General features: G+C 52.1%; 21 protein-coding genes. 18 read left to right on the forward strand and 3 right to left on the reverse strand.

What is annotated here, in order from left to right; all coding sequences use genetic code 11:
- Positions 1-143 precede the first annotated feature (143 nt).
- The 4 genes from J7M22_08550 to pfkA are packed head-to-tail and all read left to right on the forward strand — an operon-like array spanning position 144 to position 4,413.
- Complete coding sequence (locus J7M22_08550; protein MCD6506659.1) at positions 144-1,259, forward strand: hypothetical protein; 1,116 nt, start codon at positions 144-146, stop codon at positions 1,257-1,259.
- A gap of 46 nt (positions 1,260-1,305) precedes the next feature.
- Positions 1,306-2,724, forward strand: coding sequence for a hypothetical protein (locus J7M22_08555; protein MCD6506660.1), 1,419 nt, complete (start codon positions 1,306-1,308; stop codon positions 2,722-2,724).
- Positions 2,702-3,442 (forward strand): CPBP family intramembrane metalloprotease, encoded by a 741-nt coding sequence (locus J7M22_08560; GenBank protein MCD6506661.1) that lies wholly within the window; start codon positions 2,702-2,704, stop codon positions 3,440-3,442. The genes J7M22_08555 and J7M22_08560 overlap by 23 nt, the downstream gene beginning before the upstream one ends.
- Entirely contained in the window at positions 3,439-4,413 is a 975-nt protein-coding gene (gene pfkA, locus J7M22_08565; protein MCD6506662.1) for a 6-phosphofructokinase, read from the forward strand. Before J7M22_08560 ends, pfkA begins: the two co-directional genes overlap by 4 nt.
- 16 nt (positions 4,414-4,429) lie before the next feature.
- Here pfkA and J7M22_08570 read toward each other — a convergent pair whose 3' ends face one another.
- Both J7M22_08570 and J7M22_08575 read right to left on the reverse strand, forming a co-directional pair.
- The gene (locus tag J7M22_08570) at positions 4,430-5,626 is read right to left on the reverse strand and encodes an MFS transporter (protein MCD6506663.1); all 1,197 of its coding nucleotides are present in this window, start codon (positions 5,624-5,626) and stop codon (positions 4,430-4,432) included.
- A gap of 1 nt (position 5,627) precedes the next feature.
- A complete protein-coding gene (locus J7M22_08575) occupies positions 5,628-6,551 on the reverse strand; it encodes a carbon-nitrogen hydrolase family protein (protein MCD6506664.1) in 924 nt (307 codons plus the stop codon).
- A 478-nt stretch (positions 6,552-7,029) separates the two neighbouring features.
- Here J7M22_08575 and J7M22_08580 point away from each other — a divergent pair, with 478 nt between their 5' ends.
- The 7 genes from J7M22_08580 to secA all read left to right on the forward strand — a co-directional run bounded on the left by J7M22_08580 (position 7,030) and on the right by secA (position 15,231).
- Positions 7,030-8,247 (forward strand): argininosuccinate synthase, encoded by a 1,218-nt coding sequence (locus J7M22_08580; GenBank protein ID MCD6506665.1) that lies wholly within the window; start codon positions 7,030-7,032, stop codon positions 8,245-8,247.
- A 17-nt stretch (positions 8,248-8,264) separates the two neighbouring features.
- On the forward strand, positions 8,265-9,023 hold the full coding sequence (rph, locus tag J7M22_08585; GenBank protein ID MCD6506666.1) for a ribonuclease PH: 759 nt from the start codon (positions 8,265-8,267) through the stop codon (positions 9,021-9,023).
- Positions 8,998-9,636: an XTP/dITP diphosphatase gene (locus J7M22_08590; GenBank protein ID MCD6506667.1), complete on the forward strand. Its 639-nt coding sequence runs from the start codon at positions 8,998-9,000 to the stop codon at positions 9,634-9,636. The genes rph and J7M22_08590 overlap by 26 nt, the downstream gene beginning before the upstream one ends.
- Positions 9,590-10,834: a homocysteine biosynthesis protein gene (locus J7M22_08595; GenBank protein ID MCD6506668.1), complete on the forward strand. Its 1,245-nt coding sequence runs from the start codon at positions 9,590-9,592 to the stop codon at positions 10,832-10,834. Before J7M22_08590 ends, J7M22_08595 begins: the two co-directional genes overlap by 47 nt.
- Positions 10,809-11,231: a 4Fe-4S binding protein gene (locus J7M22_08600; GenBank protein MCD6506669.1), complete on the forward strand. Its 423-nt coding sequence runs from the start codon at positions 10,809-10,811 to the stop codon at positions 11,229-11,231. Before J7M22_08595 ends, J7M22_08600 begins: the two co-directional genes overlap by 26 nt.
- A gap of 48 nt (positions 11,232-11,279) precedes the next feature.
- Positions 11,280-12,491: a hypothetical protein gene (locus J7M22_08605; protein ID MCD6506670.1), complete on the forward strand. Its 1,212-nt coding sequence runs from the start codon at positions 11,280-11,282 to the stop codon at positions 12,489-12,491.
- A 142-nt stretch (positions 12,492-12,633) separates the two neighbouring features.
- Positions 12,634-15,231, forward strand: coding sequence for a preprotein translocase subunit SecA (gene secA, locus J7M22_08610; protein MCD6506671.1), 2,598 nt, complete (start codon positions 12,634-12,636; stop codon positions 15,229-15,231).
- A gap of 210 nt (positions 15,232-15,441) precedes the next feature.
- On the opposite strand, the gene J7M22_08615 is transcribed toward secA, so the two are convergent.
- The gene (locus J7M22_08615) at positions 15,442-16,110 is read right to left on the reverse strand and encodes a hypothetical protein (GenBank protein ID MCD6506672.1); all 669 of its coding nucleotides are present in this window, start codon (positions 16,108-16,110) and stop codon (positions 15,442-15,444) included.
- A gap of 115 nt (positions 16,111-16,225) precedes the next feature.
- Here J7M22_08615 and J7M22_08620 point away from each other — a divergent pair, with 115 nt between their 5' ends.
- The 7 genes from J7M22_08620 to J7M22_08650 form a co-directional block, all read left to right on the forward strand.
- Positions 16,226-16,663: a nucleotidyltransferase domain-containing protein gene (locus tag J7M22_08620; protein ID MCD6506673.1), complete on the forward strand. Its 438-nt coding sequence runs from the start codon at positions 16,226-16,228 to the stop codon at positions 16,661-16,663.
- Positions 16,660-16,875 carry a hypothetical protein gene (locus tag J7M22_08625; GenBank protein ID MCD6506674.1) on the forward strand — a complete coding sequence of 72 codons (216 nt, stop codon included), beginning with the start codon at positions 16,660-16,662 and terminating at the stop codon, positions 16,873-16,875. The genes J7M22_08620 and J7M22_08625 overlap by 4 nt, the downstream gene beginning before the upstream one ends.
- A 7-nt stretch (positions 16,876-16,882) precedes the next feature.
- Complete coding sequence (locus J7M22_08630; protein ID MCD6506675.1) at positions 16,883-17,272, forward strand: nucleotidyltransferase domain-containing protein; 390 nt, start codon at positions 16,883-16,885, stop codon at positions 17,270-17,272.
- Positions 17,229-17,615, forward strand: a complete 387-nt coding sequence (locus J7M22_08635) for a HEPN domain-containing protein (GenBank protein MCD6506676.1) — start codon at positions 17,229-17,231, stop codon at positions 17,613-17,615. The genes J7M22_08630 and J7M22_08635 overlap by 44 nt, the downstream gene beginning before the upstream one ends.
- Positions 17,616-17,657: 42 nt before the next feature.
- On the forward strand, positions 17,658-19,523 hold the full coding sequence (locus J7M22_08640; GenBank protein ID MCD6506677.1) for a hypothetical protein: 1,866 nt from the start codon (positions 17,658-17,660) through the stop codon (positions 19,521-19,523).
- A 15-nt stretch (positions 19,524-19,538) separates the two neighbouring features.
- On the forward strand, positions 19,539-21,302 hold the full coding sequence (locus tag J7M22_08645; protein ID MCD6506678.1) for a hypothetical protein: 1,764 nt from the start codon (positions 19,539-19,541) through the stop codon (positions 21,300-21,302).
- Positions 21,299-24,975: tandem-95 repeat protein (locus tag J7M22_08650; GenBank protein MCD6506679.1), on the forward strand; the 3,677-nt coding region annotated here is incomplete at its 3' end. The genes J7M22_08645 and J7M22_08650, both read left to right, overlap by 4 nt.

Below are 24,975 nucleotides of genomic sequence, written 5' to 3' on the forward strand. Positions count from 1 at the left end.
CCGAGAAAACCCTTGAAAATTCTGGGCTTGTCGAAGTTTCAAAAACTCGAACAATTGAGAGCGCCAGGAAGTCTTATCACATAAGGGTTTCCGACGTAGAGCCGATGAGTTTTGTCAGTCAATCAGGTTAAGGAGGTATAAGGATGGATTTGAAATCTGAGATGGCGAAGCTTTTGGGAAAGCCGATATACTTAGCTCCCAACACCTTCCTCCATTTTTATAACGGAGGCAAGCTCAGGGCCGAATTTATGGGCGAGCCCGATCCCAAGGATGATTACCGTTCCGAAGAGTGGATCTTCTCCACCAACCGAGCCATAACCCCAGGCAGGGATAACCCTCCGGACAAGGGCATAAGCAGAATAGAACTTCCCAGCGGTAGGATCATCCTCCTCACCCAATTGCTGGAGGCATTTCCGGATGAAACGATCGGCAGGAAACACTATGAAAAATACGGGCCCAAAGTGGCTATACTGGTGAAGATCTTCGACGTCGGAGATGGAGCCCATATCCCGGTCCATTGGCATCCCTCCCCCGAGTTCGCCCAAAAGCATCTTAATTCCCCCAACGGCAAAAACGAGGCCTGGGTAGTCATCGGAACCAGGCCCGGGGTCAAGGCGTGGATAGGATGGAAGAGGGAGATCACCAAGGAGAAATTCCGCGAGCTGATGGAGGCACAGGACGTGGAGGGGATGCGGAGCTACATGCACGAGATCACACCTAAGGTTGATGACGTTTACTTCCTCCGTGACAGCATCGTCCACTCCCTGGGAAGCGGCATATGTAACCTGGAGCCGCAGGAGCCCACCGACTGGAACATCCTGGCCGAGTGGGAGGGATTCCCCTATGACAAGGAAGACGCGCACCTGGGTCTGGGCTGGGATCTGGCGTTAGAGGCGGCTGACTTCAGCGTTATGGACGAGGACTACCTTTACGGATATGTCATGCGAACTCCTGAGCTGATGAGAGGTCAAAGCGGGGCTAAGGAGGAGAAACTTGTGCCCGAGGAGGCTAGAAAATACTTCTTCCTCACAAAGGTTACCGTCCCACCGGGCGGCAGGCTGGAGATGCCCGACGATAGGGGATTTTACTGCGCTGTGACCACTAAGGGGGAAGGTGAGATCAAAGGGCCCTTCGGAGAATTTCCGATCAAACGTGGGAAATCCGTCTTCATAACAGCCACGCTGCCTGGGTACGATTTCGTCAATACCTGCGATAGAACGCTTGAGGTCATATGCTGCTATCCGCCGCCTGCCGATTAAAAAGGTCATTAGGTCACTCATATGAGATTATTTCGGAGGTGATAGCATGAGAAAGGGAGAGATGACGATCAGAGAGGCGATCGAGAGGGTGCTGTCGGAGGTGAATGAGCCGATAAAGATGGGAGATCTGGCGGATAAGGTCCTGCAGATACGCCCATCATCGGCTAAAAATCCCAGGGCGTCTATATACCAGAAGTTGAAATATGATCTGGAGGGGACGTCCATAGCCTATCTGGATAAGAACACGATCGTCCCGCTTCGCGTCGCCGCTCCGGGTGTGCGATTCCGGATACCGCTTTCACGACGAGAGGTGAAGAGAGGCGCACTGGTGATTCATCCCTTATTTGATCCATGGATAACCCGCTGGGATAATCTGGAGTCGATCGAGCTCGTCGACGCTCATGGTCGCCCCTTGCCCACCAAGGTCGTGACCTTATACCAGCCTTCCGAGAGCTTTTTTGAGGACCTGTTAGGGAATTCACAGGCCTTTGACCTGTCCGAGTGGTTTAAGTCGAACAAGGCCCGCCGTGATGACACCGTGTTGGTGACCATCGAGTCCTGGGAGCCGAAGAGGTTCAAGCTGGAGCTTGAGCCGGCGAAGGAACGGCGTCGTCATCGCGATGAGATTGAGGCGAAGAATAAAGAACTGGCCGATCTCATCTTCGACGCCCTCGAGAACTCCGCTCTTGAAACCCTCTATGCCCGCTCAATTTCCTCCATATATCTCCGTCTATCCGATCCTAAAGGATATCCAGGGGATCATTGGATGGAGGTGGTGGAGAGGGACCCCCGTATGAAGCTTTCCTTCGGGGGACACATCACCTACGCTGAGGAGCGAAGCCTTTTTGAGGAAATCATCTTTGAGGGCAAGCCGAGGATCACCGAACGGAAATTCACACGTCAGGAGGGGGAACAGGTATATCGGTTCAAAGCGGCTTTTAAACACCGGAAAGGCATCTGGCGCATCATCGAGATTCAGGGCAAGCAGACGCTGGCAGAATTCGATGACGTCCTCCGAGAAACCTTCGGCCATGATATGTTGGATCACCTGAGCGGCTTTTGGAAGCTGGTTCGACGTGGAAACACCAGGCGCTACCGGAGGATCGATCTGGGAAGCATAAATCCGCTCGGAGGAGGAGAGGCAGCTGAACTGAGGATCGCCGGCCTCGACCTGAAAGTCGGCGACAGGATGGAATACGTGTACGACTTCGGCGATTGGATCGAACACGAGATCACGCTGGAGGAGATAAAACCGCCTGAGCCGAACGTCGAGTATCCACGCGTGGCCGAACGAAACAGGCCGCGTTACAGATACTGCGAGCATTGTAAGGCGGAGGGGCGTAAAACCATCGCCACCTACATATGCATCGAGTGTTCCGAGGAGGAAGGGAGGGAGGTTCTGGTATGTGAGGATTGCCTGGAGAGGTATCACGAGGATCACTATGCGGAGGAGTACATCTATTGAGAGCTTCAGGGCCATTGGGGCGAGGACGGCCTTCATACTGATTTTGACGCCGGTGTTCCTGACGTTACATGCCTATTTCGCCAGGCCGAACTTCTTCCGGAGGATGATATTACCGTGGCTGTTTCGAGCCCATCCATCAATCGCAGCATCCGATCATGCGGGGGCTTTGGCCTACTATTACTGGTTCACCGCCACCTCGATCTCGCTTCTGGCGCTCCCTCTCCTCTCCGCCTATCTGATTCCCGGGGAGAGATATCTGGGATTCAGACCCCAGAAGGTCAGATTCGGCCTTATCGCCGTCCTCGCTCTCTACCTTCTCATGCTTCCGCTTCTCCTTCTCGCCTCTCGATCTCCTTCCTTCCAGACCAGATATCCGCTATGCAAATCCGCTGCCGCCCATCTGAATGTGCTGATCGCCTATGAGCTTCTCTACGGGCTTTACATGTTCTCATGGGAGTTCTTCTTCAGAGGATATATGCTCTTCGGGCTTGAGCGAGATCTGGGGAGCGGATATGCCGTTTTGATCCAGACCATACCCTTCGTTCTCATGCATATCGGCAAACCGTTCCCCGAAGCCTTCGGCTCGATCTTCGCCGGGGTGATCTTAGGAATTTTGGCGATCGAGACCAGGACGTTTATCTTCGGCGCATTGTTACACTGGATGGTTGCGGCCTCATTGGATCTGATGGTCATAAGTATGGGAGGTTCACAAGGATGAGGGTTAAAAGGATAGGTCTTTTCACAAGCGGCGGAGACGCTCCTGGAATGAACGCATGTGTGAGGGCCGTCGTCCGAACCGCCATATATCATGGGCTTGAGGTCATTGGAATTCTGAGGGGATATGCCGGTATGATCAAAGGTGAGATGATCGAGATGAACCTCTCCTCAGTCTCGAACATCATTCAGCGCGGCGGGACGATATTGAAAACCGCTCGATCGGAGGAGTTCATGAGAGAGGAGGGCCGGGCGGAGGCGGCGAGAAATCTGAGGGAGTGGAACATAGATGCCCTCGTGGCCATCGGCGGCGACGGAACATACCGCGGAGCTAGCAGGCTCTCACGGGAACACGGGATTCCCGTCGTCGGCGTCCCCGGCACCATAGATAACGACATATACGGAACCGATTTCACCATCGGATATGACACCGCCATCAACACCGCCATGGACGCCATAGATAGAATACGCGATACGGCTGCCTCACACGAGAGGATATTCTTCATCGAGGTGATGGGGCGTGAGTCGGGATTCATCGCCCTGGAGGTCGGTGTGGCGGGCGGCGCGGAGGCGATCCTGATACCCGAGGTCGAAACCGATATAGATGAGATGTGCCGGATGCTCATGCGGGGAAGGGCAAGAGGTAAAACCAGCTCCATAGTGATAGTGGCTGAGGGGAACAGATCTGGAGGAGCATATGAGGTGGCCGAGAAGGTCAAGGAGAGGACAGGATTGGATTACAGGGTGACGGTTCTGGGACATATCCAGCGGGGCGGTTCACCCACCGTCAGGGATAGAGTCCTGGCCAGCAAGCTCGGCTCGGCCGCCGTCGAGGCGCTTCTGAAGGACAAATTCAACGTCATGGTCGGAGAGATCAACGGTCAGGTGGAATTAACGCCGCTCGATATGATATGGACCCACAAAAAACAGGTGGATCTCTCCCTTTACAAACTCGCCGGTATCCTCTCGATCTGAACCGATCCTCTCTCGTTTAACGTTCGGCCGACGGGAGGGGTTCTCTCATAAAGAGAGCCCCCAGGATCAGGCCGAACAGAGCCATGATCGAGCCGATCCTGAAAAGTGCGAAGAGGCCGAAGGCCTGAGATATCTCCCCGCATATCTTTGCCCCTACCATCCCTCCCAATCCCCATACCACCGAGTTATACAGCGTCTGGCCGCTTGCCCGAACCCTCTCGGGTAGGGATCTGTTCATGAAATTCACCAGCCCGACGTGGAAGGCGGTGAAGGTAAGGGCGTGGAAGGCCTGGACGGGGATTATCCACCAGACGGGGAGTCTGAGAGAGTAGAGGAGCAATCTAGTGGCCACGCCCGCCACACCCAACAGGATCGTCCGCTTGATCCCGATCCTCTCAATCAGCCTGCCGATCACGACCATCATCCCCACCTCTGAGGCCACGCCCATCGCCCAGAAGATACCCTTGGAGCTGTCCGGCACGCCGAGTTTATCGAGGTAGATGGAGAAAAAGACATAGTAGGATTGCATCGCCGCCCGGGCGATGAAGGCGACGGTCAAGGTAAGCGCCAAGTTGAGCGTTATATATCCTCCCAGATCCCGCCATCTCAGCTTTGACCTCGTCTCCGGCTTCGTCGGTTTGGGAACCAGAAAGGCCCATCCGGTCCCCATAAGCCTGAAGGCGATGAAGTAGATGAAGACCGGGAGCAACCCATAGCCTATCCCGCCTTTGGTCTCATACGTGCCGTCCGAGAGTATCAACTTGAACAGCAGGGTTGAGACGATGAACCCCACCGAGCCCCACAGCCTCAGCCGTCCGTAATCCCCGCCCGATCTGGATATGTATCCCAGTGTCATCGCATCTATGAGCGGTATGACGGGCGTGTAGAAGAAGGAGGTCAGCACTACTAGAGCGAGCAGGGCGTAGTAGTTGTCCGTCAGCAGCATGGCGGGAAATGTAATGGCAGCACCTAAAAAAAGTATGGGCATCAGCCTACGCATATCGCGGATCGAATCGGCCAGAAATCCCCATATCGGCGGGGATAGAACGGTCAGGAGGGACGGGATGGCGGCCGCCGTGCCGAGCTGGGAATCGCTGAGACCGGCCCTCTTCAGATAGAGGTTCATGTAGACGACCAGAACCCCTATGGAGCTGAAGGAGATGAAGTAAAAGGAGGCATAGGGCAATCCAGAAAGGCGTTCACGTCCCTTCATATCACCCCTTTTCCAGAGCCTTTTCCCTGATCCGGTTGGCCCTCGCGAAGTACTCCTCCCTGCTCTCCAGCCCGAATTCCTCCATGATCTGTCGGACGGTCAGGTCGGGCATATGGGAGTACATACAGAAGACGCCCTCCGGAGCCGACACATCCAGCTCCACGCCGCTCCCGTATTTCGCCTTGATCTCCTTCCATTTCTCATAGTTGTAATCTATGTGGAGGACGGCGTAGTCGAGGTTTATGACCTTCGAGATGATCCTCTCGTAATTCCACGATAGGGCCTTGACCCTGCCGAGGGGATCGACTATGGCGCTCATCTCGCCAGGGGTGGCCGATATCATCCACACCCCGAAATCGAAGGCCCATATCGAAAGCTGCAATCCTCCTCGATACATCGAGGCGAAGAAGATCGCCTCCGCACCTTTGGCCTTAAGCCCCTCGATCACATCTCTGAAGTTCAGATCGAAACATATCGCGCATCCTATCCTGCCGAAATCGGTCTGGAATACGACGGGCTCAGTTCCCGGGGTGATTCCTGTCTCGATCTCGCCGATGGTGGGATGGATTTTGTGATAGCTTCCCATAGGTTGGCCCTTACGATCTATGAGGACGGCTGAGTTATATATCCTCCCTTCCTTCCTCTCGACCATCGGGCAGACGATGTATGTGTTGTACCTTCTGGCTTTTTCGCCGACCGCCTCGGTTATAGGACCGGGGACCGGCTGGGCCGTCTCAATCCACCCGTCTGATCCCACCCCTGCGGAGGGGAAGATCTCCGGTAGGACGATGATGTCGGGCTTATCGAATGCCGCCCGATCGATCCATTCCAGCGCGCTTTTTAAATTACGCTCCACCTTCTCCTCGACGGAACCTCCTCCAGCTCCGCCGAACGATATGCTTGAAACACGGACATATCTGGACATCTTCGATCTCCATCGCTTTATGAGATGATTCACCCACCGATGAACCATCCCGTCATTTATTTTCGGAAAACCAATTTTACCAAAGTATTTCATAAGCCGTCAAGCATGAATTCCCTATGGGAAGAAGGATATGCTTGACATACCCCTCTCGATATGGCACAATATTAGCGCACGCTTGGGGGGAACAGGACTATGTTAGAATCGGTAAGACCTATATCTATAAGGCTTTATAATAAAAGGTTTCAAAGGCAACCTTCCGGCTCGGGCAGGGGTTATCCCCAAGGTATATACGGCCGTCGTCGTCAATCGGATGTTTTTTTTCTGAGCTTTCCTGAGCTGCACCTGCTTAACCTTCTGGAGAGGAAGGTGATCTCCAAGTATAGATCCTTCTTTGAGGGAACGGTTTTTGGCTTTAAGGTGGATATATACGCCTGAAAATGATATCACTTCAGCTAAAATTCATCTGCGAGGGAAGAAGATGGAAGGCATTAAAAAGATCGTTTTGGCTTATTCGGGAGGACTGGACACATCCGTTATCCTGAAATGGCTTCAGGAGAGGTATGGTGCGGAGGTTATAGCCTTCACGGCGGATCTCGGTCAGGGAGATGATCTTGAGAGGATAAGGGAAAAGGCGGTGAGGATCGGCGCCAGTAAGGTTTACGTGGAGGATCTGCGGGAGGAGTTCGTCTACAAATACGTCTTCCCGGCTCTGAAGGCAGGAGCGGTTTACGAGTCGAAATATATGCTTGCCACCGCCTTGGGCAGGCCCTTAATCGCTAAAAAGCTCGTCGAGATCGCCGAGGAGGAAGATGCCGACGCCGTAGCTCATGGCTGCACGGGAAAGGGCAACGACCAGGTGAGGTTTGAGGTAACCGTCTCGGCTCTCAATCCCGATCTGAAGGTGCTCGCCCCCGTGCGCGAATGGGAGATGGGGTCCAGGGAAGAGGAGATCGAATACGCGTTGGAGCGTGGCATCCCCGTTGACGCCACGAAGAAAAGCCCCTACAGCGTCGATCTGAACTTGTGGGGCAGAAGCATCGAGTGCGGCGTACTGGAAGATCCGTGGATCGAACCTCCCGAGGAGGTATATAAGCTCACCGTCTCACCTGAGGCTGCCCCCGATAAGCCAACCTACGTCGAGGTGGATTTTCACGAAGGGGTCCCAATAGCCCTCAACGGCAGGGAGATGAACGGCGTCGAACTGATCGAGAAGCTGAACGAGATAGCGGGGAAAAACGGCGTCGGCAGGGTGGATCTGGTGGAAAACAGGCTTGTGGGGATAAAATCGCGGGAGATATACGAATGCCCCGCCGCCACCGTGCTCTTCACAGCACTGAGGGGACTCGAGGAGCTGACAATCGACAGGGAAACACGACATTTCAAAGGGATGCTCTCCGAGAGGTATGCCGAGCTGGTCTATTACGGCCTCTGGCATCATCCGCTCAGAGAGGCTATAGATTCATTTATGAGTTCCATACATCGCGGCACCACCGGCACGGTTAGGCTTAAGCTTTATAAGGGTAACTGTATACTTGTCGGCAGGAGATCCCCGAATTCCCTTTACGATTACTCGCTGGCGACCTATGATCGCGGGGATATGTTCGATCACAAGGCCGCTAACGGGTTCATTAAGCTCTGGGGTCTGCCCCTCAAGATCAAGGCGATGGTGGACTCACGGAGCAAAAAGAACCTATAACGGCGGAGGATTACTAGATGGCCAGAATCGACGGAAGAGCCCCGGATGAGATGAGGCCGGTACATATAATCCGGGGCTATATCAAACACGCCGAGGGATCGGCTCTGATCTCCTTCGGTGACACGAAGGTGATATGCACCGCTTCAGTCGACGAAAGACCTCCAAGGTTCATGGAGGAGCAGGACCTGAGGGGAATGGGATGGGTCACGGCGGAGTATTCGATGTTGCCCCGGGCGACCCACACAAGACATATCAGGGAATCGGCACGAGGCAGGTTGAACGGCCGAACTCAGGAGATACAGAGGTTGATCGGTAGATCGCTCCGGGCGGTCGTCGATCTGAAGCAGTTGGGCGAAAGGACCATTTGGATCGATTGTGATGTCATCCAGGCTGACGGGGGAACGAGAACTGCGGCCATAACCGGTGGGTTTGTGGCTCTATGGGATGCGTGTGATAAGCTCAGGAAGGACGGCGTTATACATGAATTGCCTATAACGGACTTCCTGGCCGCCATCAGCGTCGGGATTATAGAGGGGCAGAACATGCTCGATCTATGCTACGAGGAGGACTCCCGAGCCGAGGTGGATATGAACGTGGTGATGACCGGACGAGGCAAATTCGTTGAGATACAGGGCACGGCGGAGTCAACCCCCTTTTCAAAGGAGAGTCTGGACGAGCTTTTAGGGCTCGCCTGGAAAGGGATCTCCAGCTTGATCACCCTACAGCAGAAGATGTTGATGAACAACCTCGATGAGATTAGCAGTAGCGACGCGTAACAAAGGGAAAGTTGAGGAGATCAGGGAGATCCTCTCAGACCTTCCCATCGAAATTTATTGGCTCGAGGATTTCCCCGATGCCCCCCGGATAGAGGAGGATGGAGATACGTTTGAGGAGAACGCCTCTAAAAAGGCCTCCGTTATAGCAGGATATCTGGGAATGCCGACGATCGCCGACGATTCAGGGTTGTTGGTGGAGGCCCTTAACGGCGAACCGGGGGTCAGATCGGCGAGGTTCGCAGGTGAAGGCGCTTCGGATTCCGATCGAAACGCTAAACTTCTCTCCTTGCTCCGTGGAGTTCCCCGTGAGAGGAGAAAGGCGAAGTTCGTATGCGTCCTCGTTCTGGCATTCCCTGATGGACGAGAGGTATCATTCAGAGGGGAATGCGAAGGATATATAACCGACCCCCCTAGAGGGGAGCATGGCTTCGGGTATGATCCCGTCTTCCTTGTGCCCGAATACGGGAGGACGTTTGCCGAACTCGGCCCAGAGGTGAAAAATAGGATAAGCCATAGGGCTAAGGCGCTGCGTAAGCTGAAGAAGTTCCTCGAGGAGGAGTTGAGCGATGAAGGTCTTAAGGACTTACAGGGAGATAAACGAGAAAATACGTAAGGGACAGGTGGTCGTGGTGACCGCCGAGGAGATCATAGATATCGTCGAGGAGAAGGGGATCGAAGGGGCAGCTGAGGAGGTCGACGTCGTGACGACAGGGACTTTTAGTCCCATGTGTTCCAGCGGAGCTTTTCTCAACTTTGGCCACCCTAAACCCAAGATAAAGATGCATAGGGTTTGGCTTAACGACGTCCCCTGTCATGCCGGGCTGGCAGCGGTGGACGTTTACATCGGAGCCACTGAGCTGGCCGAGAGTGACCCGCTCAACTCCGTTTATCCCGGTGAATTCCGATACGGCGGCGGTCACGTCATAGAGGATCTGATAGCCGGCAGGGATGTCAAACTCGTCGCCATGGGATATGGCACCGATTGTTATCCCCGAAGGAGGCTGGAGACCTGGATAAACATCAAGGATCTCAACCAGGCTATACTGGTCAATCCGAGGAACTGCTACCAGAACTATAACGTCGCTGTGAACCTCTCCAATAGGACCATTTACACCTACATGGGGGTTTTAAAACCCAGAATGGGCAATGCGACCTACTCCTCGGCGGGGCAGCTCAGCCCCCTGCTGAACGATCCCTTTTACAAGACCATCGGCATCGGCACCAGGATATTTCTGGGTGGCGCTAAAGGATATATCTTTTGGTATGGGACACAGCATAGTCCCGCTACACCGAGAAATGAAAAGGGGATACCGCTTGGAGGGGCCGGAACCCTGGCGGTGGTCGGCGATATGAAAGAGATGAGCACGCGATGGATAAGAGGAGCCTCCATTTTGGGGTATGGCGCCAGCCTCGCCGTCGGCATAGGTATACCGATACCGATCCTCAACGAGGAGATCGCCCGTTTTGTCTCGATCAAGGATGAGGAGATCCTCGCACCGATCGTCGATTATAGCGACGATTATCCCAACTGCAGGGATAAAGTTCTGGGCTATGTGGATTACAAATCCCTTAAAAGCGGTAGAATAAACATCGATGGCAAGGAGGTCCCGACGGCCTCCCTCTCCAGCTATCCCAAAGCCCGCGAGATAGCGGAGACACTGAAGGAGTGGATAAGAAAGGGCGAGTTTTTGCTCTCGGAGCCCGTTCAACCTCTGCCATCGGCCGACTCGGGTATGGCAGCGAAACCCCTGGTTATAAGACCCGTTCTCACGGAGGATAAGGAGGATGAAATCGAAAACCGTCAGGAATAAGGTCGTCCTTCATTTCCCCAAAGACCTGATAGATCAACCTATAATCTACAGGCTCGCCAAGGAATATGACCTCATGTTCAACATCCTTCAGGCGAGGATCACCCCTCGCGAGGAGGGTGTTCTGGTTATAGAACTCGGTGGGACACGGGAGAACTACCGGTCGGGGATAGAGTATCTCAAAAGGCATGGCGTTCAGGTTCAGCCGCTGAGCGCCGATGTAAGCTGGAATGAGGAGAGATGCGTCCATTGCGGTCTATGCCTCGCCGTCTGTCCGACGGGAGCGCTTCACATACCGGATAGAAAGACGATGAAGATCCAGTTTGACGTCTCAAAATGCACGGGATGCAGGCTCTGCGTTCCCGTCTGTCCGCAGAAGGCGATGGACGTGACGTGGTGATCGAAGCCTCATTATCGGGGCGAAAAACTCTCTATCAGGAGGGGGTAAATGGGAGTAGAGATGAAATTTGACTTCAGAGATGTGTTTCGGGCCGGCAGGATAGGGTTTAGTGCCAAGAAGATCTTCACCCACTTCTTCGGCATAGCCCTCGCCTACATCATCTACGAGCTGATATTCTACGTGACTCTGGCGATCGCTGACCCTGGTTCGGTGGGTGATTTCTGGGCGAAGTTCGGACTCGGCATCGTGTGGCCCTGGTCGGATACCGGAGTCCTGATACCGCCGCTGGCGACTAAGATAGGCATGTGGATCGGGCTAGTGGTGGCCTTTGTCATATTCTTCACCACCAGTTTGATGGTCTCAAAGATCACGATCGAGCAGCTCAGAGGAGATGAGTTCTACTCGATGAAAGACGCGGCGAAATTCGCCAAGGAAAAATGGACGACGTTGTTCCTGGCTTTCATCTCCGTGATACTGATCATCATCTTCTGTATGCTCTGGCCGTTAGGTGCTGCGTTGCTGGCGCTTATACCCAAAGGTGTGGGCGACTTCTTCCTGATGCTGGCGACCTTCCTCTTCATACCGGCCTTTTTCCTGGGATTGGCTATGGCCTATAGCGTTGTAGTTGTCGCCGTCTCGCTCTTCTTCGCCCCATCCATCACCGCCGTCGAAGGGGCCGATTCGTTCGAGGTGATCTATCAGGAATACAGGCTGCTTTGGGGGCAGCCCTGGAGGATGCTCATATATGAGATACTGCTCTTCATAACCAAAGCGATATGCGGCGGGATATACGCCGTTATGAGCGGTGCCGGATTAGGATTGGTGCTCTTCCTGCCCGCGCTGATCGTTCACGACAAATACGCCACCGTTATGTCGAGGACCTTCAGCTGGCTCGGCATGAGCGACGGGCCAATCGCAAAAGCGCTCAACCTCACCCAACCTACAGGTGGTTCCGTGATGCTTAACTGGATCGGAGCGATCCTAACCACCATAACTCTGCTTTTTGTAATCGGGATGATCGTCTCATACGTTGCTTCAATGGCGTCCGTCGGAAACACTATGATATACGTTATCCTTCGCAAACGGCATGACGATGAAAACCTCCTCGAAAAGGAGGAAGAGGAGGAAGAGGAAGAGATACCCGGCTTGAAGCCGGAGGAAGAGGAGAAAAAGGAAGAGAAGGAGGAAAAACCTGAAGAGGAAAAGGAAAAGGAGGAGAAAACCGAAGAGGAGGAAGGGGAAAAGGAGGGTGAAGGATAATTTTCGGTGTTTTCCAAAGCGTTAGCGCGTTGAACGTTGAAACGTTCAACGTGCTAACGTCAAAGAGCTGGAACCGCGGAGAGACAAAGAACGAAGGGATCCCGCGGAGAAAAATCCTAAAGACGAAAGGGATGATCATGGTATGATAGGGAGGTTGTTGGATAAGATAATAGGTTCGAAAAACGACAGGGTGCTTAAGAAGCTCTGGCCGATCGTAGAGAAGGTCAACAGCTTCGAGCCACAGGTTAAAAAGCTCACCAACGATGAGCTCAGGAAAAAAACGGATGAGTTCAGGGAGAGGCTGAAGCGAGGGGAGACGCTGGACGATCTCCTTCCGGAGGCGTTCGCTGTCGTCAGGGAAGCGGCAGTCAGAACCCTCGGACAGAGGCATTATGACGTCCAGGTGCTAGGCGCCATCGTGCTACACACAGGGAATATCGCCGAGATGAAGACCGGCGAGGGCAAAACGCTGGCAGCTACGATGCCCGCCTATCTGAACGCCTTGACCGGCAAGGGCGTCCATATCGCTACCGTAAACGATTATCTCGCCAGACGAGATGCCGAGTGGATGGGCCCGATATATGAGCTGCTCGGGCTGACCGTCGGCGTCACCTATCCGATGCCCCACCTGCCGCCTGAGGAGGTATACAGGCGGAAAAGAGAGGCCTATAACGCCGACATCACATACGGGGTTCACAGCGAGTTCGGATTCGATTATCTGCGCGATAACATGGCGTTATCCCTGGATCAGAAGGTTCAAAGAGGACATTACTATGCCATAGTGGACGAGGTGGATAGCATCCTCATAGACGAAGCTCGAACGCCGCTTATAATCTCCGGCTCTAGGGCCGAGTCCACTGATGTATATAAGCTGGCCAATGCCGTCGTACTGCAGCTCAGGGAAGGGGTCGACTATAAGGTCGATCATAAGGAGAGCAAGCGCGGAACGGTATATCTCACCGAGGAGGGCGTTGCTAAGGTTGAACGTATACTGAAGATAGACAACCTCTTCGACTACAAAAACATGGACCTCTTCCACTACATCAATCAGGCCCTTATTGCCCACGCGCTTTACAAAAAGGACGTGGACTACGTGGTCACGAACGGTCAGGTGATCATAGTCGACGAGTATACAGGTAGGTTGCAATACGGAAGAAGGTTCAGCGACGGATTGCATCAGGCCTTAGAGGCCAAGGAGCACGTCAAGATCATCGAGGAGACCCAGACGCTGGCTCGCATCTCCTACCAGAACTACTTCCGGATGTATGAGAAGCTGGCCGGTATGACCGGCACCGCCGCCACGGAGGAGAAGGAGTTCATCGAGATCTACGGCATGCATGTGGTGGTCATCCCCACGAATAAGCCGATGATCAGGATAGATCACCCTGACGTGGTATACAAAACCGAGGAGGCGAAGTTCAGGGCCGTGGTCAGGGAGATCAAGGAGCTTTATAAACAGGGCAGGCCGGTTCTGGTGGGGACGATCTCGATAGAGAAATCGGAGCGGCTCAGCAGGATGCTTAAAAAAGAGAGGATACCGCATCAGGTTCTCAACGCCAAGAACCATGCCGCTGAGGCGGAGATCATCAAAAAGGCCGGTCAACCATATTCCGTGACGATCGCCACCAACATGGCTGGCCGAGGCGTGGATATCGTCCTGGGAGAGGGCGTGGTGGAGATGGGAGGACTTCACATCATTGGCACCGAAAGACACGACTCCAGGCGGATAGACAACCAGCTCCGCGGCCGTGCCGGAAGACAGGGCGATCCCGGCTCCTCCAGATTCTACGTCTCCCTGGAGGACGACCTGATGCAGAAGTTCGGCTCGGAGAGGCTTAAATCCATCATGGGCAAGGTTGGAATGGACGATGAGTCTCCCATAGAGCATCCATGGATCACCAAGGCGATAGAGAAAGCGCAGAAACGGGTTGAGGAGAAACACTTCGAGGCGAGGAAATACCTGCTGAAGTTCGACGACGTGATAAACGCCCAGAGACAGATAATCTACGAACAGCGCGATATGATCCTCAGGGGCGAAAACCTCAAGGAGGAGATCCTCGCCATGCTGGAGGAGGTCGTCGAGGACAAGCTGGACGAGTTCACCCCGAAGGACATGAACCCGGATGAATGGGACGTCGATGGATTGGCCGATTGGGTTAAATCCACATATGGGCTGGATATCCTCTCCTGGGAGATAAACCCGCGAAATCTCTCATATGACGAGCTTTATGAGAGGCTCATATCGAAGCTGAAGGCGGCTTATGAAAGGCGTGAAAAGGAGCTGGGCGAGGAGGAGATGAGGAGGCTCGAACGGCTGGTTATGCTGGACAGGCTCGATTATCATTGGATGGAAGCCCTGCACAACATAGATTACCTCGAAGAGGGGATCGGACTGAGGGGATACGCCGGAAGAGACCCGTTGATCGAGTTCAAGAGGGAGGCGTTCGAGATCTTCTCCAACATGATCTGGAGGCTGAAGGAGGAGGTCACCGAGTATATGTTCAAGGCCGTGCTCACGACGGCTGAGCCCGCTCCTAGAAGGAGAGCTACCCCCACCGCCGCCGGCGGAGGCAGATCGCTCAGAAGCGCTCCGACGGCCAGGGCATCCGGCCGAGCAACTTCGAAAGGAACGGCAACCTCAAGGAAAGGAAAGAAAGGGAAGAAGAAAAAGAAGATCGGTCGGAACGATCCCTGTCCCTGCGGCAGCGGCAAAAAATATAAAAAGTGCTGCGGCAGATGAAACCCTGTCGGAGCTATATCTGGGGGAAATGCGGTGTAGGATTATCCCTTGCTTGAGTATCCTCCTCTGACAACTCAGCTTCAGAGGTAATAGCATTCATTTATGGTTGAATCACCACGCCTGAACTCCAGGATGGTTCCGCGTTTATCCCTAGGCTCACTGTTATCCTCTCAAGGCGGCCTCCTGATACCTCCACGCTGCCCACAAGTATCATCCCATCTCCCCCTTCTCACCACGAATATCGTTTCCCATGATTCGGGTTCCGCGGGTGTTCGTACCTTGGATGGTGATCGTGGGATGATCCTGACTGCCGCGAAGCAGGCTCCCTTTTCCCAGGATCGGAGAGCCTATAATCGTTCCCACAGATTCCACGCTGATATTGTTATAGCTCGCTCCATCGGAGATGATAGCCCCTGTATCGGCTTTAGCTCGAAGTCTAACGCTGTTATACTTCGTCTCATTCCCCGTGATCTGCAGTCCAATGTCACAATTCACGATGTTATCGAGATGTTTTTTCACTGTATCATCGATTTCACCATCGCCATCCCAATCGATATCCTCAAAGATAATATAGGGGATATCGATATCGTTGCTCTGTGCGCCGTTTGATAGCTCTATGCCGATGTGACAGTTTTGAATTCGCACAAGGGTTTTCCAAGGATAGGCTATTTTATTTCCTCGTGCTCCGTTGGTGATCAGAATCCCCCTATCGAGCTTCTCATCGCCTCCAACGCTCACGATCACATTGTTGTAGCATCCACTGATGAAAATGCCTTTAGCAACCTGAAATAGATGAATGCGCTCCGTCTTTGAAGCGAACTCACTGGCCACGACGTTTCTATTTCCTGCGATCCTCAGCTTCCCGTTGATCATCACCATGGATATGGGCTATACTATCGTAGCGGGAACTCGAATGTCTTGATCCCTTTGGGCGATTTTGTTATGATCTTAACGTGAGGGGTCCGCAGAAGATGGATGATGGAGGACAAGCACAATGCACAAGATGAACGGTTTAACCGCCGGTACATATATCATCCAACCGCTGACCGAGGAGCTTCTGGGGGAGATCGTCCGCCGGATAGTCGAGGGAGCACATCCTGAGAGGATAATCCTCTTCGGCTCACACGCCTACGGCACGCCCAGGAGGGACAGCGATGTCGACCTGATCGTGGTGAAGAGGGATGTGGTTTCAAAGAGGAGGGAGTCGGTTCGGATAAGAAAGTTGCTGCGAGGAATTTTGCTTCCCTTCGACATCATAGTCATCAGACCGGAGGAGTTCGAGTTTTACGCCGATAACTGGATAAACTCGGTGTTTGCCGAGGCTAAGAGGAAAGGAACGGTATTGTATGAAGAAGGCGGTTCTGTTATGATTAAAAGGGCTGGGATGACCCGGTCATCACAAAAAGCAACGACGAAGGGGATGAGAGGATGAGAACAACTCGAAGGTCACTTGAAGAGAGGCTTGGGGAAATCGCAGGAGCCTTGCCTTTGAAAAAGCTCAGACAACTCGTAGATTTCGCTCAATACCTGAGCTCCCGTGAGGAATGGGAGGCCACGCTGGAGCTCCTGAGCGATCCGGGAATGGCCAGGGACATCGAGGAGGGGAAAACTCAGGCCTCAAAGGGTGAGGGTAGAAAGAGGTGAGGATGCGATGGACATCGGGGAATCCAAAGGTAAGGAGATCTTCCAACCGCTGACCGAGGAGCTTTTGGGGGAGATCGTCCGCCGGATAGTGGAGGGAGCACATCCGGAGAGGATAATCCTCTTCGGCTCACACGCCTACGGCACGCCCACGAGGGACAGCGATGTAGATCTGATCGTGGTGAAGAGGGATGTGGTTTCAAAGAGGAAGGAGTCGGTTCGGATAAGGAAGTTGCTGCGAGGAATTTTGCTTCCCTTCGACATCATAGTCGTCAGACCGGAGGAGTTCGAGTTTTACAAGGATGAGCCCGGCTCCGTTTTCAAGGAGGCGTTTCGGAAAGGAGTTGTGATCTACGATGCTGAGACAATGGCAGATCTTCCTTCAAAAGGCAGACTCTGATTTTAAGGCTGCTAAGGTTCTAGCAAGGTCAGAGGAAATTCCTGTGGAGCAAGCCCTTTTCCACCTCCAACAGGCGGTGGAAAAACTGTTGAAGTCGCTGTTATCATTTGCAGGGATTGATCCGCCGAGAACCCATGATATAGAAGCGTTAGTAGGATTATGTGGGCAGGAGGGTATAGAGTTGCCTGAGTATGTGGGGGAGTTTTTAAAGCTTACACCCTATGCAGTGGAGTTCAGATATACCTTTACGGACGAGGAACCTCCCGATACGGAACATCTGCTGAGGTTAACGGAGAGGTTTCTCCGGTTCGTAAGAACTCAAACGGGGATGAAGGAGGGATAAACTCTGGTTTAACCATAGTATTCAAACGAGGAGGCGAAAATCATGTTAAGACGTTTTTACGCTATACCGCTTCTGATCTTAGGGCTTTTTCCTGTGAACCTATGTATGGCGGAGGAAGAGACATTTCCCGCAAAGCTCATAACGAACTTTCCACACGCTCATAACGTCTACAGCGTAGCTATAAGTCCGTCCAAGACTATACTCACGTGCGGGATGGAGAACGGTGAGATAGAGCTATGGAACCTTAGGAACTTCAAACCGGTAACCACATTTAAAGCATATGACGGTAGCCCTGTTGATATACTGGAGTTCTTACCGGATGGCAAGCTGGTGTCCGTATCCTCTAAAAATGGGAAGATAATCATTTGGGATCTTACCACTTATAAGGCTATTAGATCATTCGAGCATGAAAGAGCTGTCTATGATATAGATTTCTCATCGGACTACAAGCTGATGGTATCATCTGGAGAAAGTCCCGTTAAGATATGGGATATCTCCTCAGGTAGTCTCATAGCCTCTTTCCCAGGAGAGGCCCCCGCTAGAATCAGTCCTGGTAATTCTCTACTTGCTGTTAGAAGCGGTGATAATATTCGGCTTTACGACATGGAGACTAAGCTAGCATATAAGTTGATAAAGCGGGTAAAACTTCCTACTGGTGGAGAAGCGATTTCTCCTATTTTTGATTTCAGTCCTAATAGCGGAATGATAATAGCGATTTATCGAGACAGTAGTAAATATCGATACAGTAGTTACAGATGGGTGATGTTCTTCAACACCCTAGGAGATCTGGCGAATAAAAATTCTTTAGCAGGAAATTATGGAGCCAATACCGATAGAAAGCACAACTTCATGATCAGTCCCAACCATAAGATAGCAGCAATCATCGGGAATGATAAGATACTAATTTTAAACCTCATCACACAAAAGCTTTCATCATTTGATGGAGTAGTTAATCACCTTAGTTTCTCATGGGACGGCGAGTGGATGGCAACCTGTAGTGGAACGATGGCTTATCTCTGGGAGATGCCGCCGATCGTGGATGAGGAACCGGTTAAGGGCGACTTGAACGGCGATGGGTTGATCAAGTCGATAGATGCGGCAATCGCACTGAGGATCGCCGCAGGACTGATCCTACCGACGGATGAACAGAGGATCGCCGGGGACATGAACGGGGATGGGAAAATAAAATCAGTCGATGCCTATCTCATCCTGAAAAAAGCGGCAGGACTTGGTGCCCCGATGGTATCTCCCTTGCCGGTTTCGCTTCGAACAGCGGAGAAATTCGAAGGAGATACCTTGCTCTTTACCCTCTCGATCGACGGAATATCCAATGTCGCCTGTGGGGATTTCGAGCTGAGCTACGACCCGTTAAAACTCCGTCCCATCCAGGTTCTCCGGAAACGTCAAAACGACATGTTTGCGTCAAACACCGATCAAAGCGGAGTTGTTAAGATCTCATGGGTGAAGAGAGGCGGGGAAGTTAGCAGCTCCGTCGCCGATGTGGTGTTTCAGATACTCGATAATTCCCAATCCTCCCCTGCCTTAAGAGCGGAGCTTTTCGATCTGAGAGCGATTCCGATGAACGTTCGCATTGTCGGATGGAATCCTACGCCCGCAAGGTTTGAATTGCTCCAAAACTATCCAAATCCGTTCAACCCGGAAACTTGGATACCGTTCAGATTAGCAAAACCTGCCGATGTAACTCTAAGAATTTACGACGTTAAGGGAGGATTGATTAGGATGATTCGGCTTGGACGACTCGATGCAGGCGAATACGTAACACCGGATAAGGCGGCACACTGGGATGGTAGGAACGATAAAGGTGAAGAGGTATCAAGCGGAGTCTATATCTACGAGCTTCGTGCTGGGAAAATACGGGCTATGAGGCGGATGGTCTTGGAAAAATGAGGATGGAGGTTCAACATGCGAGTGAAAACACCTGAAATCATCGTCGTTCTTTTCATCTTAATTGTTGGTACCTCAGAAGCTGTGACCGTGAGTATACCCGAGCTTTATGCCAAACCGGGGGAGACGGTGGTCGTTCCGATAAACATTGATGATGCCACGGGTATAGTTGCCGTTGACCTTAAACTCTCCTATCCCTCCACCGCCCTCCTTTTTCAAAAAGCGGAGCTAACCGCTCTCACGGACGGCTTCAGCTTTGAGGTAAACAGCAAGGAGAAGGATGCTTTAGTTATCCCGATGGCATCGAAATCCCCGATGCAAGGCAAGACAGGGGCATTCATCGAGCTCATCTTTAAGGTTGATCCCGACGCGCTTGAGGGAACTGGGGCTCCTTTGAAATTCGAAGAGTTGATACTTTGGAATGAAGATGCCGAACAGGTTGAGTGTAAACTAATAGATGGTAGGATCATCATAGGTTCTCCACCGCCGAAGCGAACGATAGGTGTTAAGGTAAGTTCCGCTCAATCTCCACCGATGGGAGCTGTGATTGTGAAAATACTGGTGGATGATGCCTCCGACGTGCTTGCTTTTGACATAACTTTGAACTACGACCCTGCTATCCTGAGTTTTCAAGGAGCGATTACAACGGCGTTGACCAAGGATTTCACGATGGAGGTGAATCATCGAACTCCCGGTACGCTGATACTTGTCCTTGCTTCGAAAGAGCCGATTACTGAGGGTAAAGGCAGCGTTCTGGAACTCGCTTTCAGCGTTAAACCATCAACTCAAACCGGTGCCAGTTCCCCTCTTACGTTGAAGGAAGCGATGTTTTGGAACTCGTCCGGTGAACGAATTGAAGAACGAGTGGTGAACGGCACTGTAACCGTAACATCTGAGCCCGTCCAAATAGGACGGTTCACACTTGAGCTTGCGAAAGGGCTAAACATCGTTTCGCTGCCCGTTAAACCTTCCGTTCCGCTTAACGCGAGGGCCTTCGCTGAGAAACTCGGTGCGACAGTGATCGCCACCTACGACGTGAAGAGGCAGGAGTTTATCCCGTTCATTCCTGAGCTTCCAGGAGATGGCTTTCCGATAGAGGGTGGGCGAGGTTACATTGTAAATGTCATAGAGAGTAAAAAGGTGAGCTTCACTGGGACGGTTTGGTCAAGCGCCCCTGAGCTTCCATATCCGCAAAATCAAGCGTGGGCTTTTGCCTTCGCTGGACGGTGTAACCCTGGCCAGGAAGCGGTGCTGATCGTCAAAAACATTCGAACGGGGAAAATCTCGAGCTGTCCCGTTAGATCTGATGGCTGGTTCAGCATGATATGGGTGGATATGAGTAAAAATCCGGTGGTTAGAGCAGGAGACATCGTTGAGATAACCTTGGAGAGTCCTAACTGTGATGCGATTCACATCACGAGACGTATTAGGACAACCGATGTGGAGAGAGCCTATCTCATGCTTGAGATATCTGATTTTCACCCGCCGATAGAGACAAGGCTTTATCAAAACTATCCGAATCCGTTTAATCCGGAGACATGGATACCGTTCCAATTGGCCGAACCTGCATATGTATTGATTCGCATCTACGATGTTGCAGGTAACCTTGTGAAGGTGATAAATGCGGGTTGGAGAAATGCTGGAGAATATCTGAACCGTGATAGAGCGGTATATTGGGACGGTCGGAATGAGAAAGGTGAGTTCGTTACCTCAGGAGTCTATTTCATCGAAATGCAGGCAGGTAAGTTCAAAGATGTGAAGAAAGCGGTGGTTTTAAGATGAAGAGAGCAAGCTTTACTTTTGTAATCGTCCTTAGCTTAATGGTTGCTTCAACAGTCCTCGGCATCTCCGCCCGGATTTTCACGGTAGGCGGTATAGTGAAAAAGCAGGACGGAGCTCCGGTCCAGGGACTGGAGGTAACCGTCGTAAACGAGACAATGGGGTTGGTTAAAAGGTCGAAAACGGGTAAAAGCGGTGAGTATGCCGTTATTTTTATCGACTACGAGGGCGGGATCGTTGTGAAAACAGGCGATGTGATAAAAGTAACTGTGAAGGATACCGAAGGTAACCTGCTCAGCGAATCCTCACATGTGGTCTCGGAAGATGAGGTCAAATCCGCAAAAACGTTGATCAACTTGACTTTGAACTATCCTCCCGCTTTAGAGCCCATTGAGGATAAAAACGTTGAAGAGGGCAAGCTTCTCGAATTTAACGTGAGTGCGACAGACCCAGACGAAGATAAGCTCGTGTTTTCTGCTGAGAAATTACCAAAGGGAGCGACATTCAAAGAGGGGAAATTTTCATGGAAACCCGGTTTTGACCAAGCTGGGGAATATCACGTGGTTTTCAAGGTGTCGGATGGAAAAGGCGGTGAGGACACCAAGAGGGTGAAGATTACGGTCACAGATGTGAACAGGAAACCGGAGCTCTCAAGTATTGGAGCAAGAAACATAAGGGAGGGTGAGCGACTGGAGTTCACCGTGTCGGCGATAGATCCGGATAAGGATGATTTGAGCTTTTCCGCTGAAGGACTGCCTGACGGGGCGAAGTTCGAAGATGGAGTTTTCACTTGGACACCTACCTATGAACAGGCAGGCACTTACTCTATTACCTTCATCGTGTCGGACGGGAAGGGAGGAAGAGATATCGAGAAGGTGGAGATTACAGTTATGGATGTGAATAGACCACCTGAATTATCTCCTATCAGCGATAAAAGCGTGAAAATAGGACAGGTGCTTGAGTTTACAGTTGAGGCTATCGACCCAGATAGAGATGAGCTTACCTTCTCCGCAGAGGGATTGCCGAAAGGAGCAAGTTTTTCCAACAGAAAATTTAGCTGGCAACCTTCCCCTGCACAGATTGGAGAGTATTACATCACCTTTAAGGTATCCGATGGCAAGGGAGGAGAGGATTCAGAGGAGGTCAAGATAACCGTTCTGGTTTCAAACTACCCTCCTGTCTTAACTCCTATTGGATCGAAGAGAGTGAAGGAAGGAGAAACCCTCCAGTTCACCGTTGAGGCTACCGACAAGGATGGGGATACTCTTACGTTCTCAGCGGAAGGGTTGCCGAAGGGAGCGAGCTTCACAGACGGGAAGTTCTCATGGACACCTAGCTTTGATCAGGCGGGAACTTATCACGTCACGTTCAAAGTGTCAGATGGCAAAGATGGTCAGGACAGCGAAAAGGTGGAGATCATAGTCGAAGATGTGAACAGAAAACCGATCTTGGAAACCATAAATGCGAAGAGCATCAAAGAAGGAGAATTGCTCCAATTCACACTCTCAGCCACAGATCCCGACGGTGATAGCTTGATCTATTCTGCGGAGGAATTACCAGAAGGGGCGAGCTTCTCGGACGGGAAATTCTCGTGGAAACCTACCTATGATCAGGCGGGAATCTATCATGTGACCTTTAAAGTTTCAGATGGGAAAGGAGGAGAGGATTCCGAGAGAGTCGAGATCACGGTTAAGGATGTCAATAGAAGTCCTGTCTTAACAGCTATCGGCTCAAAGAGTGTAAAGGAAGGGGAAACGTTGGAGTTTATCCTGGCTGCATCTGATCCTGATAAGGATAATCTGGTGTATTCTGTAGAGGGACTGCCTGAGGGAGCGAGCTTCATAGATGGGAAATTCTCATGGAGGCCTTCTTATGATCAGGCGGGGACCTATTATGTCACATTCAAGGTGACAGATGGCAAAGGGGGTCAGGACAGCGAAAAGGTTGAGATCGCAGTTGAAAATGTTAACAGAAAACCGATCCTGAAGGCTATCGGGACGAAAAGCGTGAAAGAAGGGGAATTACTGGAGTTCGCCCTGTCCGCCACCGATCCCGACGGCGACAGCCTGATATATTCCGCCGAGGGGCTGCCCAAAGGTGCTATCCTCTCGGATGGAAAGTTCAGTTGGAAACCCTCCTCCGAGCAGATCGGGGAGTATCACGTCACCTTTAAGGTCTCTGACGGCAATGGAGGGGAAGATTCAGAAGATGTCAGGATAATCGTCGGTGCTTTGAATAGGTCTCCTGTTTTAGCTCCTATCGGCTCGAAGAGCGTGAGGGAGGGAGAACCCCTTCAATTCACAGTCGAAGCCGATGACGAAGATGGAGATGCTCTTACATTTTCTGCGGAGGGATTGCCAGAAGGAGCTAACTTCACAGAGGGGAAATTCTCATGGAAGCCCGGTTTTGAACAATCAGGAGAGTATCTGGTTACCTTCAAGGTATCTGATGGGAAAGGCGGAGAAGACTCAGAGCAGGTGAAGATAACCGTCCAGGATGTGAACAGAGATCCTATCCTGACGAGCATCGAAGACAAATCTGTGAAGGAAGGGGAGTTACTCCGATTTCAGGTCAGCGGGAGTGATCCTGACGGAGATCCCCTGACTTTCTCTGCGGAAGGGCTACCCAAGGGGGCGATGTTCTCAAATCGGTGGTTCAACTGGAAACCCGATTTCAGCCAATCAGGGATATATCACGTTACCTTTAAGATCTCGGATGGAAAGGGCGGTGAGGATTCCGAGAGAGTCGAGATCACGGTTAAGGATGTCAACAGAAACCCTGTCTTAGCAGCCATCGGCTCGAAGGGCGTAAAGGAAGGGGAAACACTGGAGTTCATCCTATCCGCATCTGATCCCGATAAGGATAACCTGGTGTATTCAGCGGAGGAGTTGCCAAAAGGAGCGAGTTTCATCGGGCGGAAATTCTCCTGGACGCCCGATTTTGATCAGGCAGGTGAATACCTCGTCACCTTCAAGGTCTCCGACGGGAGAGGCGGTGAGGATTCCGAACAGGTGAGGATAACCGTTCAGGATGCGAATCGAAAGCCCAAGATAGCCGACATCGGCGATAAATCGGTGAAGGAGGGAGAGCTGCTCCAGTTTACGGTTAACGGATATGATCCCGATGGAGACCCACTAACCTTTTCGGCGGAGAATCTGCCGAAGGGCGCCGCCTTCCTAAATCGCAGGTTCATATGGAGACCGAAACCCGATCAGGTTGGGGTGCATAAGATCATATTCAAGGTCTCGGACGGCAAAGGCGGCGAGGATGCAACCGTCGTGAAAATCACCGTCATAGATGTAAGCCCGCCCCTTATATCACATACGCCCCTTGAGCCCCAAAAAGCCGGGGAGAAAGTGGTTATCTCAGCCGAGGTGAAGGACTTCTCGGAGCTCAAATCCGTCAAGCTTCTATACAGGGCCGGCGGTGAGTCCGAGATCAAATCCGTCGAGATGAGGAGGAAGGGAGAACTTTTCTCAGCCGAAGTTGAGATGCCCCAGACCGGGCTGATCTACTGCATCATAGCGGAGGATTTAGCCGGAAACAAGACGATCTTCCCAAAAAACGGCATTAGAAATCCCATAGGCGTCCCGGCCATCGGGGATTTCAAGATGAAGGGTGAGATGACGAACAGGACGTTTCACATGATCTCGATCCCCCTTGTCGGCGTTACCTC

The sequence above is a fragment of the Candidatus Poribacteria bacterium genome (genome assembly GCA_021162805.1).
Taxonomy (GTDB): Bacteria; Poribacteria; WGA-4E; order B28-G17; family B28-G17; genus JAGGXZ01.

Bases quoted from the DNA above. Each gene is read 5' to 3' on its own strand.
- pfkA (MCD6506662.1), top strand. From the start codon at position 3,439: ATGAGGGTTAAAAGGATAGGTCTTTTCACAAGCGGCGGAGACGCTCCT.
- J7M22_08560 (MCD6506661.1), top strand. From the start codon at position 2,702: ATGCGGAGGAGTACATCTATTGAGAGCTTCAGGGCCATTGGGGCGAGG.
- J7M22_08575 (MCD6506664.1), bottom strand. From the start codon at position 6,551: ATGTCCAGATATGTCCGTGTTTCAAGCATATCGTTCGGCGGAGCTGGA.
- J7M22_08600 (MCD6506669.1), top strand. From the start codon at position 10,809: ATGAAATCGAAAACCGTCAGGAATAAGGTCGTCCTTCATTTCCCCAAA.
- J7M22_08570 (MCD6506663.1), bottom strand. From the start codon at position 5,626: ATGAAGGGACGTGAACGCCTTTCTGGATTGCCCTATGCCTCCTTTTAC.
- J7M22_08555 (MCD6506660.1), top strand. From the start codon at position 1,306: ATGAGAAAGGGAGAGATGACGATCAGAGAGGCGATCGAGAGGGTGCTG.
- J7M22_08640 (MCD6506677.1), top strand. From the start codon at position 17,658: ATGTTAAGACGTTTTTACGCTATACCGCTTCTGATCTTAGGGCTTTTT.
- J7M22_08595 (MCD6506668.1), top strand. From the start codon at position 9,590: ATGAAGGTCTTAAGGACTTACAGGGAGATAAACGAGAAAATACGTAAG.
- J7M22_08635 (MCD6506676.1), top strand. From the start codon at position 17,229: ATGCTGAGACAATGGCAGATCTTCCTTCAAAAGGCAGACTCTGATTTT.
- J7M22_08615 (MCD6506672.1), bottom strand. From the start codon at position 16,110: ATGGTGATGATCAACGGGAAGCTGAGGATCGCAGGAAATAGAAACGTC.
- J7M22_08580 (MCD6506665.1), top strand. From the start codon at position 7,030: ATGGAAGGCATTAAAAAGATCGTTTTGGCTTATTCGGGAGGACTGGAC.
- J7M22_08630 (MCD6506675.1), top strand. From the start codon at position 16,883: ATGGACATCGGGGAATCCAAAGGTAAGGAGATCTTCCAACCGCTGACC.
- J7M22_08605 (MCD6506670.1), top strand. From the start codon at position 11,280: ATGGGAGTAGAGATGAAATTTGACTTCAGAGATGTGTTTCGGGCCGGC.
- J7M22_08645 (MCD6506678.1), top strand. From the start codon at position 19,539: ATGCGAGTGAAAACACCTGAAATCATCGTCGTTCTTTTCATCTTAATT.
- secA (MCD6506671.1), top strand. From the start codon at position 12,634: ATGATAGGGAGGTTGTTGGATAAGATAATAGGTTCGAAAAACGACAGG.
- J7M22_08550 (MCD6506659.1), top strand. From the start codon at position 144: ATGGATTTGAAATCTGAGATGGCGAAGCTTTTGGGAAAGCCGATATAC.
- J7M22_08620 (MCD6506673.1), top strand. From the start codon at position 16,226: ATGCACAAGATGAACGGTTTAACCGCCGGTACATATATCATCCAACCG.
- J7M22_08625 (MCD6506674.1), top strand. From the start codon at position 16,660: ATGAGAACAACTCGAAGGTCACTTGAAGAGAGGCTTGGGGAAATCGCA.
- rph (MCD6506666.1), top strand. From the start codon at position 8,265: ATGGCCAGAATCGACGGAAGAGCCCCGGATGAGATGAGGCCGGTACAT.
- J7M22_08590 (MCD6506667.1), top strand. From the start codon at position 8,998: ATGAGATTAGCAGTAGCGACGCGTAACAAAGGGAAAGTTGAGGAGATC.